Annotated in this window: 15 protein-coding genes; 7 read left to right on the top strand and 8 right to left on the bottom strand. The window is 71.7% G+C overall.

The genetic code is table 11. The features are described from left to right. Positions 1–79 precede the first annotated feature (79 nt). The 3 genes from fdxA to QUG93_RS05400 all read left to right on the top strand — a co-directional run bounded on the left by fdxA (position 80) and on the right by QUG93_RS05400 (position 3,037). Complete coding sequence (gene fdxA / locus QUG93_RS05410; protein ID WP_022908292.1) at positions 80–397, top strand: ferredoxin; 318 nt, start codon at positions 80–82, stop codon at positions 395–397. Between the two features lie 28 nt (positions 398–425). Continuing rightward, entirely contained in the window at positions 426–1,544 is a 1,119-nt protein-coding gene (gene dapC / locus QUG93_RS05405; RefSeq protein ID WP_289472787.1) for a succinyldiaminopimelate transaminase, read from the top strand. A gap of 194 nt (positions 1,545–1,738) precedes the next feature. After that, positions 1,739–3,037, top strand: coding sequence for a citrate synthase (locus QUG93_RS05400; RefSeq protein WP_289473147.1), 1,299 nt, complete (start codon positions 1,739–1,741; stop codon positions 3,035–3,037). Between the two features lie 152 nt (positions 3,038–3,189). Here the strand turns inward: QUG93_RS05400 and QUG93_RS05395 are convergent, their stop codons facing one another. Beyond that, the gene (locus tag QUG93_RS05395) at positions 3,190–5,034 is read right to left on the bottom strand and encodes a M60 family metallopeptidase (protein WP_289472785.1); all 1,845 of its coding nucleotides are present in this window, start codon (positions 5,032–5,034) and stop codon (positions 3,190–3,192) included. 396 nt (positions 5,035–5,430) lie between these two features. Further along, positions 5,431–6,399 (bottom strand): 2,3,4,5-tetrahydropyridine-2,6-dicarboxylate N-succinyltransferase, encoded by a 969-nt coding sequence (gene dapD / locus QUG93_RS05390; RefSeq protein WP_289472783.1) that lies wholly within the window; start codon positions 6,397–6,399, stop codon positions 5,431–5,433. Positions 6,400–6,573: 174 nt separating this feature from the next. Between dapD and dapE the strand changes: the two genes are divergently transcribed. Continuing rightward, on the top strand, positions 6,574–7,656 hold the full coding sequence (gene dapE, locus QUG93_RS05385; protein ID WP_289472781.1) for a succinyl-diaminopimelate desuccinylase: 1,083 nt from the start codon (positions 6,574–6,576) through the stop codon (positions 7,654–7,656). Further along, a complete protein-coding gene (locus QUG93_RS05380; RefSeq protein ID WP_289472779.1) occupies positions 7,653–8,891 on the top strand; it encodes a hypothetical protein in 1,239 nt (412 codons plus the stop codon). Before dapE ends, QUG93_RS05380 begins: the two co-directional genes overlap by 4 nt. Here QUG93_RS05380 and QUG93_RS05375 read toward each other — a convergent pair. Continuing rightward, a complete protein-coding gene (locus tag QUG93_RS05375) occupies positions 8,870–10,030 on the bottom strand; it encodes an AI-2E family transporter (protein WP_289472777.1) in 1,161 nt (386 codons plus the stop codon). The genes QUG93_RS05380 and QUG93_RS05375 overlap by 22 nt on opposite strands. 127 nt (positions 10,031–10,157) lie before the next feature. Here QUG93_RS05375 and QUG93_RS05370 point away from each other — a divergent pair, with 127 nt between their 5' ends. Next, complete coding sequence (locus QUG93_RS05370) at positions 10,158–10,328, top strand: DUF3117 domain-containing protein (RefSeq protein WP_017887054.1); 171 nt, start codon at positions 10,158–10,160, stop codon at positions 10,326–10,328. Positions 10,329–10,511: 183 nt separating this feature from the next. Here the strand turns inward: QUG93_RS05370 and QUG93_RS05365 are convergent, their stop codons facing one another. Then, the gene (locus QUG93_RS05365) at positions 10,512–11,144 is read right to left on the bottom strand and encodes an O-methyltransferase (RefSeq protein WP_289472775.1); all 633 of its coding nucleotides are present in this window, start codon (positions 11,142–11,144) and stop codon (positions 10,512–10,514) included. Between the two features lie 63 nt (positions 11,145–11,207). Between QUG93_RS05365 and QUG93_RS05360 the strand changes: the two genes are divergently transcribed. Further along, on the top strand, positions 11,208–11,588 hold the full coding sequence (locus QUG93_RS05360; protein ID WP_289472773.1) for a twin-arginine translocase TatA/TatE family subunit: 381 nt from the start codon (positions 11,208–11,210) through the stop codon (positions 11,586–11,588). A 232-nt stretch (positions 11,589–11,820) separates the two neighbouring features. Here the strand turns inward: QUG93_RS05360 and QUG93_RS05355 are convergent, their stop codons facing one another. The 4 genes from QUG93_RS05355 to QUG93_RS05340 form a co-directional block, all read right to left on the bottom strand. After that, complete coding sequence (locus QUG93_RS05355) at positions 11,821–12,672, bottom strand: class I SAM-dependent methyltransferase (protein WP_289472771.1); 852 nt, start codon at positions 12,670–12,672, stop codon at positions 11,821–11,823. Positions 12,673–12,741: 69 nt separating this feature from the next. After that, positions 12,742–13,896 (bottom strand): P-loop NTPase, encoded by a 1,155-nt coding sequence (locus tag QUG93_RS05350; RefSeq protein ID WP_289472769.1) that lies wholly within the window; start codon positions 13,894–13,896, stop codon positions 12,742–12,744. Further along, the gene (locus tag QUG93_RS05345; protein WP_434533084.1) at positions 13,889–14,404 is read right to left on the bottom strand and encodes a DUF1003 domain-containing protein; all 516 of its coding nucleotides are present in this window, start codon (positions 14,402–14,404) and stop codon (positions 13,889–13,891) included. Before QUG93_RS05345 ends, QUG93_RS05350 begins: the two co-directional genes overlap by 8 nt. 34 nt (positions 14,405–14,438) lie before the next feature. Beyond that, positions 14,439–15,758: a magnesium transporter MgtE N-terminal domain-containing protein gene (locus QUG93_RS05340; protein WP_289472765.1), complete on the bottom strand. Its 1,320-nt coding sequence runs from the start codon at positions 15,756–15,758 to the stop codon at positions 14,439–14,441. Between the last annotated feature and the right edge of the window lie 52 nt (positions 15,759–15,810).

Raw genomic sequence — 15,810 nt, 5'->3', positions numbered from 1 at the left:
CCGGTGCCGTCGCGGTCAGGCTCCTCCGCGGCCCGCGAGTAGACTCGGGTTCGCTCAGTCCGAAGGGAGCACCCGCACCGTGACCTACGTGATCGCTCAACCCTGTGTCGACGTCAAGGACCGCGCCTGCATCGACGAATGCCCGGTCGACTGCATCTACGAGGGTGACCGGTCGCTGTACATCCACCCCGACGAGTGCGTCGACTGCGGTGCGTGCGAGCCGGTCTGCCCGGTCGAGGCGATCTACTACGAGGACGACCTCCCCGAGGAGTGGGCCGACTACTACAAGGCCAATGTCGAGTTCTTCGAGGAGGTCGGGTCGCCCGGCGGTGCCGCGAAGGTCGGCGTGATCCACAAGGACCACCCGGTCGTCATGGCCGAGCCGCCCCGCGGCTGACCCGGCAGCACCGAGTCCGGACCGACACGTGGCGCTCGACCTCCCCGACTTCCCCTGGGACCAGCTCGTCCCCTTCAAGCAGCGTGCAGCGGCGTACGAGGGCGGCATCGTCGACCTCAGCGTCGGCTCGCCCGTCGACCCGACCCCCGAGGTCGTGCGCGCGGCGCTGGCGCAGGCGACGGACGCCCACGCCTACCCGCAGGTCGCCGGCACGCCGGCCCTCCGCGAGGCCATCGCCGAGTGGTACGGCAGGCGGCAGGGCGTGACGCTCACCCCCGACCAGGTGCTGCCGACGATCGGCTCGAAGGAGTTCATCGCCGGGCTCGCGCTCTGGCTCGGCATCGGTCCGGGCGACACCGTGGTGTTCCCCGAGGCCGCGTACCCGACCTACGAGCTCGGCGCCGCGCTCGTCCGAGCCGAGGCGCTGGCAGCGGACGACCCCGCGGCCTGGCCGGAGACGACGAAGCTCGTCTGGCTCAACTCGCCCGGCAACCCCGACGGGCGCGTGCTGGACGTCGAGCAGCTCCGTGCCGCCGTCGAGCGTGCGCGGGAGCTCGGTGCGGTCATCGTCGGTGACGAGTGCTACGCCGAGCTCGGCTGGGAGCCGCCGTACGACACCGCTCCGACGCCGTCGATCCTCGATCCGCGGGTCGTCGGTGATCGCGTCGACGGGATCCTCAGCGTCTACTCGCTGTCGAAGCAGTCGAACCTCGCCGGCTACCGCGCAGCGTTCGTGGCGGGCGACGCCGCGATCCTGGCCGAGGTCCTGGCAGTCCGCAAGCACACCGGCATGATGCCGCCGCTGCCCGTGCAGGACGCGATGATCGTCGCCCTCGCCGACGACGCCCACGTGCAGCAGCAGAAGGCCCGGTACCGCGCTCGTCGGAACATGCTCCGACGGGCACTCGAAGGCGCGGGCTTCCGGATCGACCACAGCGACGCCGGGCTCTACCTCTGGGCGACCCGCGGTGAGCCCGCGCTCGACACCGTCGGGTGGCTCGCGGACCGCGGCATCCTCGTCGCGCCGGGCACCTTCTACGGGCCCGCTGGTGCGGAGCACGTGCGGGTGGCGGTCACCGCGACCGACGACCGGATCGCGGCGGCCGCGCAGCGTCTGGCGAGCGGACGGCGGCTGGCGGCCTCCTGACGGGGGTGCGCCGTGCCTCCCGGCCGCGACGTGCCACGCGACCGGGCTGCGCCGCGTGCACAATCCGCGGTTCCCACCAAATCCCGGTCGTCCGGTGGTGCACGACCGACAGGCGGCGCAGTTAGGCTGTGGTCGTGACTGACACTGCCAACGACGCTCAGAAGACGGCCACACCGCCCACCACGCCCGTTCCCGTGAGCCCTGCCGCCGCCGAGTCCACCGAGACCGCGACGCTGACGTTCCCGGGCGGCACGGCGGAGTTCCCGATCCTGCCGAGCGTCGACGGCGCGTCCGCGATCGACATCTCGTCGTTGAAGAAGCAGACCGGGCTGAACACGCTCGACTACGGCTTCGTGAACACCGGCGCGACCAAGAGCGCCATCACGTACATCGACGGCGACCAGGGCATCCTCCGCTACCGCGGGTACCCGATCGACCAGGTCGCATCGGGCTGCACCTACCTCGAGGTCGCCTGGCTCCTCATCTACGGCGAGCTCCCCACCGCCGAGGAGCTCGAGGGCTTCGACGCCCGCATCCGCCGGCACACCCTGCTGCACGAGGACCTCCGTCGCCTGTTCGACGCGCTGCCGCACTCGGCGCACCCGATGTCCGTCCTGTCGAGTGCCGTGAGCGCCCTGTCGACCTACTACGAGGACGACATGGACGTCGACGACCCGGAGAAGGTCGAGCTGCAGACGGTCCGGCTCCTCGCCAAGCTCCCGGTCATCGCCGCGTACGCGCACAAGAAGGCGATCGGGCAGGCGTTCCTGTACCCGGACAACAAGCTGTCGTTCGTCGACAACTTCCTGCGGCTGAACTTCGGCACGATGGCCGAGCCGTACGAGCCGAACCCGGTGCTGTCGAAGGCGCTCGAGCGGCTGCTGATCCTGCACGAGGACCACGAGCAGAACGCGTCGACCTCGACCGTGCGGCTCGTCGGCTCGACCAAGGCGAACATGTTCGCGTCGATCTCCGCGGGCATCAACGCGCTGTACGGCCCGCTGCACGGCGGTGCGAACGAGGCCGTGCTCGAGATGCTCCAGCAGATCAAGGACTCGGGCGAGCCGGTGTCGCGGTTCGTCGAGCGCGTGAAGAACAAGGAGCGCGGCGTGAAGCTCATGGGCTTCGGGCACCGCGTGTACAAGAACTACGACCCGCGCGCGAAGCTCGTGAAGGAGTCCGCGCACGAAGTGCTCGAGTCGCTCGGGGTGCAGGACGACCTGCTCGACATCGCGATGGAGCTCGAGCAGATCGCGCTCGAGGACGAGTACTTCGTCAGCCGCAAGCTCTACCCGAACGTCGACTTCTACACGGGCATCATCTACCGGGCGATGGGCTTCCCGCCGCGGATGTTCACGGTGCTGTTCGCGATCGGGCGCCTGCCGGGGTGGATCGCCCAGTGGCGCGAGCTCAACAACGACCCGCTGAACAAGATCGGTCGCCCGCAGCAGCTCTACGTGGGGCACCCGGAGCGGGACCTGCCCACGCGCTGACGCGCGGGGCGCGGCGCTCCCGCGCGCACGTCGAACCACGGAAGCGACGTCGAACCGGCCATCACGGCTGGTTCGACGTCGCTTCCGTGGTTCCACCCGACGGACGGGAGGCGCGTGGCGGGGCCGTCACGCGCCTCCCGGCCGGTTCGGTGTCAGTGCAGTGCGTCGAAGTCGTCCCAGATCGGCGTCTCGAGGGCCGGGTACTCGGCGAGGTGCGGTCGCAGGTCCGGCTCGACCGTGATGCCCCACTGCTCGAAGAACGGCGTGAGGTCACGCCCGGCGACGTTCGCTGCCGCCAGGATGAAGTCGCGCCGCGCGTCGCGCTGGCTGCCCGGCAGGACGGGTCCCTGGTTGCGCGCTGCGACCTTCGCGATGAAGTCGTCGCCGTACGCGCGGCGGAGCTGGTCGAACACCAGGCTCCGGACCGTCGGGTTCAGATCGCTGTACTCGCGCTGCTCGACCGGCTTCTCGCGGAACTGCAGGACCTGGTCCGTCCACGAGTCGAGCCAGTTCCTGCCGTTCACGCGCTCCTCGATGACCAAGCTGGCGAGGTCGACCGACGTGAGGGCATCGATGCGGCCGGATGCGTCCTTCCAGCGGGTGACGTCCTGCTGGAAGACCCGCCCGATCGCCTGACGGACATGCCGTTCGCCGGGCATCGTCGAGTCGCCGTCGAGCAGGTGGTGCGGCTTCGCGTGGTCGGTCGAGAACCCGATCCAGCCGTCGTGGCTCTCCGCGTACCCACTGGTGCCGGTCGTGAACCTCGACGGGGTGGCGAAGTGCACCCGGTGTGCGGCGCGGCCCGCGCCCCAGAACCGCTCGTTCACCCGGATGACGTCGTCCCAGCGACCGATCTTCGCGTCGAGGTCCAGCCCGGCGATGATCTCCTCGTTCTGGTCGAAGGTCGGGTACCGGGTCTCCGACCGGAGGACGTCGGCCTGGACCCGCTCACCGATGAGCTGGAGGAACGGCGACTGCGACCAGTCCTGCAGCTGGCGGTCGAACGCGGCGCGGTCGGTCTCGCCGGCGATGAACGTCGGGACCGGGTAGCCGCCCCGGACGGTCAAGGTGCCCTCGTCGGTCGTGCTCGTGTCGATGACGGACACCAGGCCGTCGTGCGGAGCGGTGACGGTGTTCGTGCCGGGGTGGAGGTCGAAGCGCCGGATGCCGACGTCGTGGCAGTCGTTGATGCCGGAGTAGCCGCCGTACTGGCCGATGCCGACCTGAGCGTGCTCGACGCCGTCGGGGACCTCGACGACGAAGGTCTGGCCGCGCCTGATCCAGCGGCCCGCCTGACGCAGGTCACTGCGGGCGAGCTGTGTGCCGTCCTGTGACTGCACGTCCGCGGCGGCACCGAGCGGCGCGACGGGGACGTCCGTGTGGCCGTGCGTGACCGTCGGGTACTGCACGTGTGCGGCCGCGTCGTGGTCGGCGTCGCCGGGCTGCTGGCTGCCGGAGCCCGCGCCGGGCTGCTCGTTACCGGAGTCCGCGCCGGTCTGCTCCGGACCCGTACCGGGCTCGTCGGTGCCGGTGCCGGTGCCGGTCCTGGCACCCTCGCCGTCGTCGGGAGCCGAGCACCCGGTGACGGGCACACCCTCGATCGAGCAGTGCTCGAACCGGGCTCCGGCCCCGTTCAGCAGCCAGAGCGGCATGTCGACCCGTTCTCCGGCGGAGAGGGGCAGGTGCAGGGCCAGGGTCGCGCGACCGCCGTCGGCCGACAGGGAGGACCGCGTGTCCGCTCGGTTGTGCACGCTCCCGGCGGGGACGTCGAACGTGATGGACACCGGCTGCGACGCCTCGCTGTGGTTCTCGACCGTGAACGTCGCCTCGGTGACGGCGTCGTTGAGCGTCGTGGTCTGCAGTGACGCCGAGAGCGCGGGGTCGGTGGCGGCGTTCGCGGTCGCGGGGACGAGGACCGTGCCGAACACGGTGGAGGCCAGCACGAGACCGCTCGCACCGAGGCGACCGGCGCTGGAGCGGGGGAGGGACGGGGTCATCGGGACTCCTCTGTCAGGACGGGGACCCCGAGAGCGTAGGAGCGCCGCGCCGGCGGCCGGCGTCTGCTTTCGGTGACGGTGCGATCGACCGTCCGGCCGACGTCCGCGGCGCGAGGCGCTGGGCGGGAGCAGACCCGTGCCTCCCGTCCGGCCGACGTCCGCGGGAGGCGCGTGGCGGACGTGGCCCCGCGCCTTCCGTCCGACGCGGTCCAGGTGACCGACGGCTGCGGTGGGATGCCGCGGGCGTGGTGGGTCCCCGCAGCCGGGCGAGACGCGGCGAGACGCCGCCGAGATCAGGACCGTCGCACCGCTCGTCGTGCGTCTCGGCGCGGTGGGTGCGTCTCGCGCGACGCGCGCGACCGGGGCGCGGTTCGTGCGTCTCGCGCCGGGGACGCGCTACGCGTGCAGGGCGGTGTTCAGCTGGATGCCCTGACCCTGCCGCTGCAGTGCCTCGACCGCACCCGTCAGCGAGTTCCGTCGGAACAGCACGTTCGGCACACCGGAGAGCTCGGCGGCCTTCACGGTGCGCGGGGTGCCGTCGGGCGAGGGCGCGGCACCCACGAGCACGACCTTCGTCCCCGCCGTGACGTACAGGCCCGCTTCGACCACGGAGTCGTCGCCGAGGGAGATGCCGAGCCCGGCGTTCGCGCCGAGGAGCGCCCGCTCGCCGAGCGACACCCGGTGGGTCCCACCGCCGGACAGCGTGCCCATGATGGAGGCGCCGCCGCCGATGTCGGTGCCGTTGCCCACGACCACGCCCTGCGAGACACGGCCCTCGATCATGGCGTCGCCGAGCGTGCCGGCGTTGAAGTTCACGAAGCCCTCGTGCATGACGGTCGTCCCGGGGGCCAGGTGCGCGCCCAGCCGCACCCGGTTGGCGTCGCCGATGCGCACGCGGTCCGGGACGACGTAGTCGAGCAGGCGCGGGAACTTGTCGACCGCGTGCACGGCGATGCCGGCGCGCTGCAGCGACGGGCGCAGCCGGGTCAGTGCGTCGGGGTGCACGGGACCGGCGTTCGTCCACGCGACGATCGGCAGGTGCCCGAAGACCCCGTCGAGCGCGATCTCGTTCGGCCGCACGTGCAGGTGGCTGAGCAGGTGCAGGCGCAGGTACGCGTCCGGCGTGCTGGCTGGTGCGTCGTCGATCGCGATCTCGGTCGTGACGGCCTCGATCCGGACGTCGCGCCGCGGATCGTCGCCGACGTGCGCCTCGAGCTCCGACGGGAACACCGCGTCGGCCGGGCGCTCGCCGAGGTGCGTCTCCGGGTACCAGGTGTCGAGCGTGGTGCCGTCCGCGGCGATCGTTGCGAGGCCGTGGCCCCAGGCGTGCGTGGGTCGGTCGGTGGTAGCGGTCGCGTCGGTCACGCCACCAGGGTAGCGAGCGGCCCGGGCGGTGACCCGTCCAGGGAGACGGTCGGTGGAGAACCTCCCGTCAGCGGTCCGCCCGGTCTGGAGGCACGGTTGCTGTGGACGGAGGACTCCCGTCCACAGGTGGTCGCCTCACCGAGCGCTGTGGGACACGGCCGGTACGCTGACCGCATGCCGGAGCAGCTCGACCTCACCGCCTCGTCCATCGACATCACGCGTGCCATCTGCGACATCGAGTCGGTGTCGGGGAACGAAGGCCCCCTCGCCGACGCGATCGAGGCGGCGCTGTCCGCGCTGCCCCACCTCGACGTCGTGCGTGACGGCGATGCGATCGTGGCACGCACGCAGCTCGGCCGCGAGCGTCGGGTCGTCATCGCCGGGCACATCGACACGGTGCCGCTCAACGGCAACCTGCCGACCGAGTTCCGTACCGCGGACGACGGCACCGAGATCCTCTGGGGCCGCGGCACGGTGGACATGAAGGCCGGCTGCGCGGTGCAGCTCAAGCTCGCGCACGACCTCGCCGATCCGAACGTCGACGTCACGTGGGTGTTCTACGACCACGAGGAGGTCAGCGACTCCCTCAACGGCCTCGGTCGGCTCGCGCGGACGCGTCCCGAGCTGCTCGCGGGAGACTTCGCGATCCTCGGCGAGCCGTCGGGCGCGCAGATCGAGGGTGGGTGCAACGGCAACCTCCGCGCGGAGATCCGGACCTTCGGCAAGCGCTCCCACAGTGCCCGCAGCTGGATCGGTGAGAACGCGATCCACAAGACCGCTCCGATCCTCGCCACCCTCGCCGCCTACGAGCCCCGAACGGTCACGGTCGACGGGCTCGAGTACCGCGAGGGCCTCAACGCCGTGGGCATCACCGGCGGCATCGCCGGCAACGTCATCCCGGACGAGGCGATGGTGCACGTGAACTACCGCTTCGCGCCCTCGCGCAGCGCGGACGAGGCCGTGGCGCACATCCGCGAGCTCTTCGACGGCTACGACGTGCAGATCGTCGACCTCGCCGCCGGTGCCCGCCCGGGCCTCGACGCCCCGCTCGCGCAGCAGTTCGTCGCGGCGGTCGGCGGCCCGGCGCCCCGCCCGAAGTACGGCTGGACCGACGTCGCACGCTTCTCCGCGTTGAGCGTGCCCGCCGTCAACTACGGCCCCGGCGAGCCCGTGTTCGCGCACCATGACGACGAGCAGGTCCCCGTCGACCAGATCACCGCGGTCGAGGACGGCCTGCGTCGGTGGCTGACGGCGTGACCACCGGCCCCGCGCGCACCGTCGCGGGGCAGGCCGGTCCATCCCGCTGGCGGGCGCGCTACCGCCTGGTGCCGTGGTGGGTCCGGGTGAGCGTGGTCTACCTGGCCGCCCGGCTCGTCACCGGGGCCATGCTGCTGGCGTTCGCGAGCGTGCAGACCGCGAACTCGTTCACGGCGCAGCACCCGTCGTACCTGTCGTTCGCGTCGATCTGGGACGGCGCCTGGTACCGCGTGATCGCGGCGAACGGGTACCCGTCGACGCTGCCGATCGACGCTGCCGGGCACGTCACGGAGAACGCCTGGGCGTTCATGCCGGCCTACCCGTTCCTGGTGCGTGGCCTCATGGTGCTGACGGGAGCGTCCTTCGAGGCGGTCGCGGTCACCGTCTCGTTCGCCGCGGGGTGGGGCGCCGCCCTGGTCTTCCGGCGGCTGGTGGGCCGGTTCCTCGACGACGGCCGGGCGACGTTCGCCACGGTGCTGTTCTGCGTCGCGCCGGTGTCCGCCGTGTTCCAGGTCGCCTACGCCGAGGCGATGGGCCTGTTCCTGCTCCTCGTCGCGCTGCTGCTCCTGGTCGACCGGCGGTGGTGGACCATGCTGCCCGTCGTGCTCCTGCTCGGCATGACACGGCCGACCGGACTCGCGTTCGCGTTCCTCGTCGTGCTCTTCCTGGGCGTGTGGGCGTTCCGACCGGCGTGGGTGCGGGAGACCGGACGGCTCACGCTCCGCCGCGCCGTACCGCCCCTCGTGGTCGGGGTCGTCTCGGGGCTCGTCGGCCTCGCGTGGCCCGCGATCGCCTGGGCCGTCACCGGGGTGCCGAAGGCGTACACGGACACCGAGCTCGCCTGGCGGTCGTCGTACATCGGGTGGCAGGAGCTCGTGCCGTTCACGCCGTGGATCCAGGGCTTCGGCTGGTGGTTCCGGCAGCCTGCCGGCGGGATCCTGCTCGCCGTGGCGGTCGTCGGCTTCGCGGTGTTCGTCTTCCAGCCGGCAGCGCGGCGGGTGGGCCTCGAGCTCCGGCTGTGGGCGGTCGCCTACGTCGTCTACCTGCTGGCCGTGTTCTTCCCACAGTCGAGCACCTGGCGGATCCTGCTGCCGATCGCGCCGCTGCTCGGCATCGTGGCACTGCCGCGCTCGCGGGTGTACCGGGTGCTGGCGGTCGCGGTCTGCCTCGGCCTGCAGTGGGTCTGGCTGTACACCTGCTGGTGGATCGACGGCTACGACTGGACCCCGCCGTGATCGGCCTCGCGGTCGTCTGACCGGCGCGCGGCCGGTGTGGCGTCGTCCAGCTGCCCGGGGCGCCACTCGGCCGCGGCGTGCACCATCGCGTTCACCGTCGCGATGAACGGCACGGCGAAGAACGCGCCGACGACACCGGCGACCGTGGTGCCCGCGGTGACACCGAGCACGACGCCGAGCGGGTGGACCCGGACCGCCGACCCCGTGAGGAACGGGTGCAGGACGTGGCTCTCCAGCTGCTGCACGGCGACGACCACGGCGAGCATGACGAGTGCCGGCACCAGACCGTTGAAGACGAGGGCGATGACGACGGCCACGATGCCCGCGACGATCGCGCCGACCACCGGTACGAAGGCCCCGAAGAACACGATCACCCCGATCGGGACAGCGAGTGGCAGCCCGAGGGCGAGGGCGCCGATCACGATGCCGAGTGCGTCCGTGACCGCGACGATGAGCTGGACGCGGATGAAGCTCGTCAGGGTCTTCCACCCCGCCTGGCCGGCCGCGTCGATCCGTCCGCGGGAGCGGCGCGGGAAGAGCCGGACCACCCACGACCAGATCCGGCGCCCGTCGGCCAGCACGAAGATCGTGGTGAAGACCACGATGAAGAGCCCCTCGAGCGCGTGGATCAACCCGCTGCCGGCCTCGGCGGCGCCGGAGAGGATCGACGAGACGTGCGCCTGCAGGAACGACGTCGCCTCGGAGAGGTACTTCGTGACCTCGGCGGAGCTGATGCCGAACGGCTCCGTCGCGAGCAGGGTCTGGAAGGTCTGCACGTTGCTCCGGAGCCGGTGCTCCAGCGTCGGCAGGTCGTAGCGGATCTGCGCGGTCACGACCAGGGCCAGCGCGCCGATCACCACGATGACGGCGACGAAGCACGACAGCACCGCCAGCCACTTCGGCCACCGGTGTCGCTGCAGGAAGGCGGAGAACGGCGCGAGCAGGGCGCACACGAGCAGGCCGATCAGGAACGGCACCACGATCTCCTGCAGCAGGACCACCATCGCGACGACCACGGCGAGGGCCGCCACCACCACGAGGAACCGCCACGAGAACGCGCCGGCGACGCGCATGCCCGTCGGGACGGTCTCGACGGCGGGGTCGGCCGGTTGCGGGAGTACGGAGCGATCGTTCGGCATCCGCCAAGGTGACCACTCCGAACCGCGAGAACGCAGCGATCCGACACCCCCAACCTGGGCGGTTTCGCAGTTGCCCCCTCCGTACGGGATAATGGCCAGGCATGTACTGCACGAAAGGGGACATCTGATGGCAGCAATGAAGCCGAGGACCGGTGACGGGCCGATGGAGGCTGTCAAGGAGGGTCGACTCATCATCGTGCGGGTTCCGCTCGAAGGTGGAGGCCGCCTGGTCGTCTCGGTCAACGACGCCGAGGCCAAGGAACTCCACGACGCACTGGCCGAGGTCGTCTCGGCCTAGTCCGTCGAAGCACCACGACAGGAGGCCCGGAGCGCGATCGCTCCGGGCCTCCTGTGCGTGTCGGCGCCACACGGCAGGACAGCTCCTGAACCATCGGAACCTCGACCCGGTGCGGCACCAGCGATCGTTCCTGGAGGCGCCGGAACGGTACCTGCGCCACCCAGGGTGAGCGGCCGGAGCCTGCTACGCCGAGACCTTCGTCATCTGCAGCAGCCCGTCGCCGGCGGGCGAGAGTGCGCTGCGGACCGCTCCCGAGGTCGACACCTCGGTCAGCAGCAGTCGGAAGTCCGTCGTCGCCCGGTCCCGCCGCACGGGATCGGCCACCCGACCACGCCACAGCGCGTGCGGGACGAGCACGGTGCCGCCGACCCGGGCCAGGCGCAGCCCGTGCTCGACGTACTCGATGACGTGCTCGGGGTCGGCGTCGACGAGGACGACGTCGTACGATGCCTCGTTCATCCGGGGCAGCACCTGGTTGGCCCGACCGGGGATCAGCCGCACGCGCGACGGTGCCGTGCCGGCGGCGACGAAGGCGTCACGGGCGTACTGCTGGTGGTCGACCTCCACGTCGATCGTCGTCAGGGTGGCGTCCGGGGCGCCACGGAGCAGGTACAGGCCGGAGACGCCGAGCCCCGTACCGATCTCGATGATGCTCGTGGCGCGTGACGCCGCGGCGATGACGGACACCTGCGCGCCGATCGCGGGGGAGATCGCCTCGACCCCGAGTTCCAGGGAGTGCTCTCGCGCTCGGGCGATCACCTCGGGCTCCGAGACGATGTCCTCGGCGAACTTCCAGTTCGACTCTTTCTCTGACACGCACACTCCGTTCGGGAGTCAACTCTACGGGTGCGGCGCAGTGTGACGGGTTACGCTCGTCCCGTGTCCATCGACTTCAACAAGATCCTGATCATCGGGATCATCGCGGTGCTGCTGCTCGGACCGCAGCGCCTGCCGATGTACGCGCAGAAGCTCGCCGAGTTCGTCAAGGCCGTCCGTCGGTTCGCCGACACCGCCAAGGACCGCATGCGCGAGGAGATGGGTCCCGAGTTCGACGACGTCGACTGGCAGAAGCTCGACCCCCGGCAGTACGACCCGCGGCGCATCATCCGTGACGCCCTGCTCGACTCCGGCGGCAGCTCCGCGGCCGGCATGGCCGCGGTGCAGACCGCGCAGGTCACCGCATCCAAGGTGCGCGCCACGGCACCGACGGTGCCGCTCGCCGAGGGCGAGGCCGCACCCTTCGACGCCGAGGCGACCTGACGTACGTCACGTGACCAGGTGACGGACGGGAGGCGCGGTGCCCGCTGCCACCGCGCCTCCCGTCCGTCACCGGGTCGCGCGACGCGCCCGTTCCTTCCCGAACCGGCCGCGATGGGTGGCGGAATCGGGCGTACCGGGTGAGAACGGACGACCTGGTACGCCCGGTCCGACCAGGTACGCCCGATCGCACGAGCAGGCGCGGTTCGACCAGGTACGCCCGCCGCGAGGCACGTCAGTCCTTCGTTGCCACGATCGTGAACGTGGTGGGCACGCGGTCACGGTCCCCGGCGGGCCAGACCCACGAGCCGTGTCCGTCCTCCTCCATGCGGGGGCTGAAGCGCCACGGGAGGGTCCGACCCTCGTCGAGCCGCCGCAGGCGCAGACCGGCGCCGAGCAGGGCGTTCACCACCTCGGACAGCGGGTGCGGCCACTCGTACGTCCGAGTGTTCGCCACGGTGCCCTCGCCGACGTAGGTGCCGGCGTCCTCCCACTGCTGCGCCGTGCCGTCCGGGAAGTACCGGTAGCGCGTCACGAGCTCGGGGGCGTCCTCGTCGAGGGCGTACAGCGCCGGGTGGCCGTCGCGGATGAAGAACACCCCGCCCGGGCGCAGCAGCCCGGCGACCTGTGCCGCCCAGCGGTCCAGGTCGGGGAGCCAGCAGATCGTGCCGATGCTCGTGTAGACGACGTCGAAGTCCCCGACGACGGCGGCGCGGGCGTCCAGCACGTCGGTCTCCACCCACGTGACGTCGAGACCGAGGCGCGCCGCGAGGGCAGCACCGGACGCCAGCGCCGGCGCGGAGAAGTCGACCCCCGTGACCCTGGCGCCCTCGCGGGCGAGCGAGACGGTGTCCGTGCCGATGTGGCACTGCAGGTGGCAGACGTCGAGCCCGTCGAGCGTGCCGCCGGGCAACCACGGCGTGAGCGCGGGCAGGTCGTCGCGGACGACGTCGGACCGGTGTGCTGGGTCGTCGAGCGCGGCGACGTCGTACGCGCCCTCGTGGATCGGCACCCGGTCGTCCCAGTTCGCGCGGTTCGTGTCGCGGGCGGCGTCCCAGTCGACGGTGACGTGGTCGGTGCTGTCCATGCGGTCACGGTACCGAAGGCATCACGGCCCACGCGACCGTGCCCCACGCGACCGCGCCGGCGACCGCGCTCAGGAGAGCGTCAGCCCGAGCTTCCGACCCGCGAGCCCGCGGCCCATCGTGGTGATGCGCTCAGCGACCGCGCGCAACGCCACGGCAGCCGGGTCCGTCGGGGCGCCGAGCACCACCGGGACCCCGGTGTCGCCCCCTTCGCGGAGCGGGACCGAGAGCGGCACGCGGCCGAGCACCGGTACGGGGACGTCCTGGTCGCGGGACAGGCGCCGCGCGGTCTCGTCGCCGCCGCCCTCGCCGAACAGGTGCAGGACGCTGCCGTCGGGCTGCACGAGCCCGGCCATGTTCTCGACGACGCCGATGACCCGCTGCCCGGTCTGCCGTGCGACGACCCCGCTGCGTTCGGCGACGTCGGCCGCGGCGGCCTGGGGCGTGGTGACGACCAGGACCTCGGCGTGGGGGAGCAGCTGACCGACGGAGATCGCCACGTCGCCGGTGCCGGGTGGCAGGTCGAGCAGCAGGACGTCGAGGTCGCCGAACCACACGTCGGTCAGGAACTGCGCGACCGTGCGGTGCAGCATCGGTCCGCGCCAGGAGACCGCGGTGGAGACGTCGTCGACGAACATGCCGATCGACACGACCTTCACATCGTGCGCCACCGGCGGCAGGATCATGCTGTCCACCCGGGTCGGTCGGGGAGCGACCCCGTTCGCGTCCGTCAGCCCCATCAGGCCCGGGACGCTGAACCCGTGCACGTCGACGTCGACGACACCGACGCGCTGACCGGCTGCCGCGAGCGCGACCGCCAGGTTGACGGTGACGGTGGACTTGCCGACCCCGCCCTTGCCGCTCGTCACGGCGATGACGCGCGTGAGCGAGTCGGGGGTGAACTGCACGCCCCGCGGCCGGTCACCACGGAGCCGATCGGTGAGCGCGGCACGCGTCGCGGGTGACATCACGGAGACGTCCACGTCGACGTGCTCCACGCCGTCCACGGAGCCGGCGGCCGAGCGCACGTCGCGCTCGATCGTGTCGGCGGCCGGGCACCCGACGATCGTGAGCTGCAGGTCGACGCGCACCGTGCCTCCCGGCTGCACGTCGACCCCGCGGATCATGTCGAGCTCCGTGAGGGGACGGCGGATCTCGGGGTCGATGACGCGGCCGAGCGCAGCGAGGACCGCGGAGCCGAGCGCGGTCTCGGAGTCCTCAGCCACGGGGACGGGCGCTCCCCGCGTCCTCGTCCAGGGCACCGCCGCGCAGTGCCGCCTCCTCGGCGTCGCGACGGTCGAGTTCCTCGAGCAGCGAGCGGATCTCTGCGCGGATGAAGTCCTTCGACGCCATGTCCCGCATCGCCAGGCGGAGGGCGACGACCTCGCGCGCCAGGTACTCGGTGTCGGCGAGGTTGCGCTCGGCGCGCTGCCGGTCCTGCTCGAACTGCACGCGGTCACGGTCGTCCTGCCGGTTCTGCGCGAGCAGGATCAGCGGCGCCGCGTACGACGCCTGCAGCGAGAGCACGAGGGTCAGGGCGGTGAAGCCGATCGCGGCCGAGTCGAACTGCCAGTTCGACGGTGCGACCGAGTTGTAGATCATCCAGACGGCACAGAAGAGCGTCAGGCCGACCAGGAACCAGGGCGTACCCATCGCGCGCGCGATGCCCTCGGTCGCACGACCGAAGGTGTCACCACGGCCGCGACGTCGGGTCGGGAGGACCCGCGTGCGCATGCCCTTCGGCGAGTCGAGCCGCTCCTGGCGGGAGTCATCCGTTCGGGCCACGGGTGGTCCTCCTTCCCGTCGTCACGGGCGTCTTGCGCGGGCGTTGGCGGAGTCGCGAGGGGGCATCCCCCTCGCCCTGACTTCGCCAGTCGTCGGGCAGGACGTGGTCGAGGACATCGTCGATCGTCACCACCCCGACCAGGCGGTGGGCGTCGTCGACCACGGGCACGGACACGAGGTTGTACGTCGCCATCACGCGGGTGACCTCGGCGGCGCTGGCGTCGACCCGGACCGGTTCGGTCTGCTGGTCGATGAGCGTGCCGAGGCGTTCGTTGGGCGGGTAGCGGAGCATGCGCTGGAAGTGCACGAGCCCGAGGAACCGGCCGGTCGGGGGCTCGTACGGCGGCAGCGTCACGCAGACGCTCGCGCCGAGTGCGGGCGCGAGTTCGTGCCGGCGGATGAGCGCGAGCCCCTCGGCCACGGTGGCGTCGGCGGAGACGATGACGGGCTCGGTGGTCATGAGGCCACCGGCGGTGTCCGGCTCGTACTCCAGGAGCATGCGGACGTCCTGCGCCTCCTCCGGCTCCATGAGCTGCAGCAGGGCCTCGCTCCGGTCGTCGGGGAACTGCGCGAGCACGTCGGCGGCGTCGTCGGGCTGCATCTGGTCGAGGACGTCGGCGGCCCGGGCATCCTCGAGCCGGGTCAGGATGTCGATGCGCTCCTGGTCGGGCATCTCCTCGAGCACGTCGGCGAGGCGGTCGTCGGGGAGCTCCTCGGCGACCTCGAACCGGCGCTCCTCGGGCAGGTCGAGCAGCGTCGACGCCAGGTCGGCGGGCACCAGGTCGGAGTACGCGGCGATGACGTGCTCGGCGGACTGGGCCTCGCCGGGGAGCTCGTCCTCGGTGACCTCGTTCCAGGTGGCGAAGGTGGTCGGGCCCTTGCCGAACGGCGACGGGGTCGTCTTCGGCTTGCGGAGGAAGAGCTGCGACACCTCCCACTCGCCCTGACCGCGGTCCTCGATCGCGACGTCCTCGATCGTGGCGCGGATGCGCTGGCTCTTGATGAGCACCTTGCGCCCGAGCATCTCGGCGATGACCCGGACCTCGCCGCCGCGCTGCTCGAAGCGCCGCATGTTGACGATGCCGGTGGTGATGACCTGTCCGGCGCCGATCGACGTCACGCGCCCTATGCTCAGGAAGATGCGGCGCTTGCCCGGCACCTCGACGATCAGGCCGACGACGTGCGGGGCGTCCACCCGGCGGTAGACGACGAGGACGTCCCGGACGCGGCCGACGCGGTCGCCCGCGGGGTCGAAGACGGAGCACCCGGCGAGGCGGGCGACGAAGACCTTCGTGGCGCTCACCCGTCCAGCGTAGTCGCTGCCGCTCGGGCGGGGGACGAGCGGACCCGGTGGA

The sequence above is a fragment of the Curtobacterium caseinilyticum genome, assembly GCF_030363035.1.
GTDB lineage: Bacteria > Actinomycetota > Actinomycetes > Actinomycetales > Microbacteriaceae > Curtobacterium > Curtobacterium caseinilyticum.
Note: the sequence above shows the minus strand (reverse complement) of the source record. Positions and strands in the feature narration are given on the sequence as shown.

Bases quoted from the DNA above. Each gene is read 5' to 3' on its own strand.
- dapE (WP_289472781.1), top strand. From the start codon at position 6,574: ATGCCGGAGCAGCTCGACCTCACCGCCTCGTCCATCGACATCACGCGT.
- QUG93_RS05370 (WP_017887054.1), top strand. From the start codon at position 10,158: ATGGCAGCAATGAAGCCGAGGACCGGTGACGGGCCGATGGAGGCTGTC.
- QUG93_RS05395 (WP_289472785.1), bottom strand. From the start codon at position 5,034: ATGACCCCGTCCCTCCCCCGCTCCAGCGCCGGTCGCCTCGGTGCGAGC.
- QUG93_RS05375 (WP_289472777.1), bottom strand. From the start codon at position 10,030: ATGCCGAACGATCGCTCCGTACTCCCGCAACCGGCCGACCCCGCCGTC.
- QUG93_RS05345 (WP_434533084.1), bottom strand. From the start codon at position 14,404: ATGCGCACGCGGGTCCTCCCGACCCGACGTCGCGGCCGTGGTGACACC.
- QUG93_RS05355 (WP_289472771.1), bottom strand. From the start codon at position 12,672: ATGGACAGCACCGACCACGTCACCGTCGACTGGGACGCCGCCCGCGAC.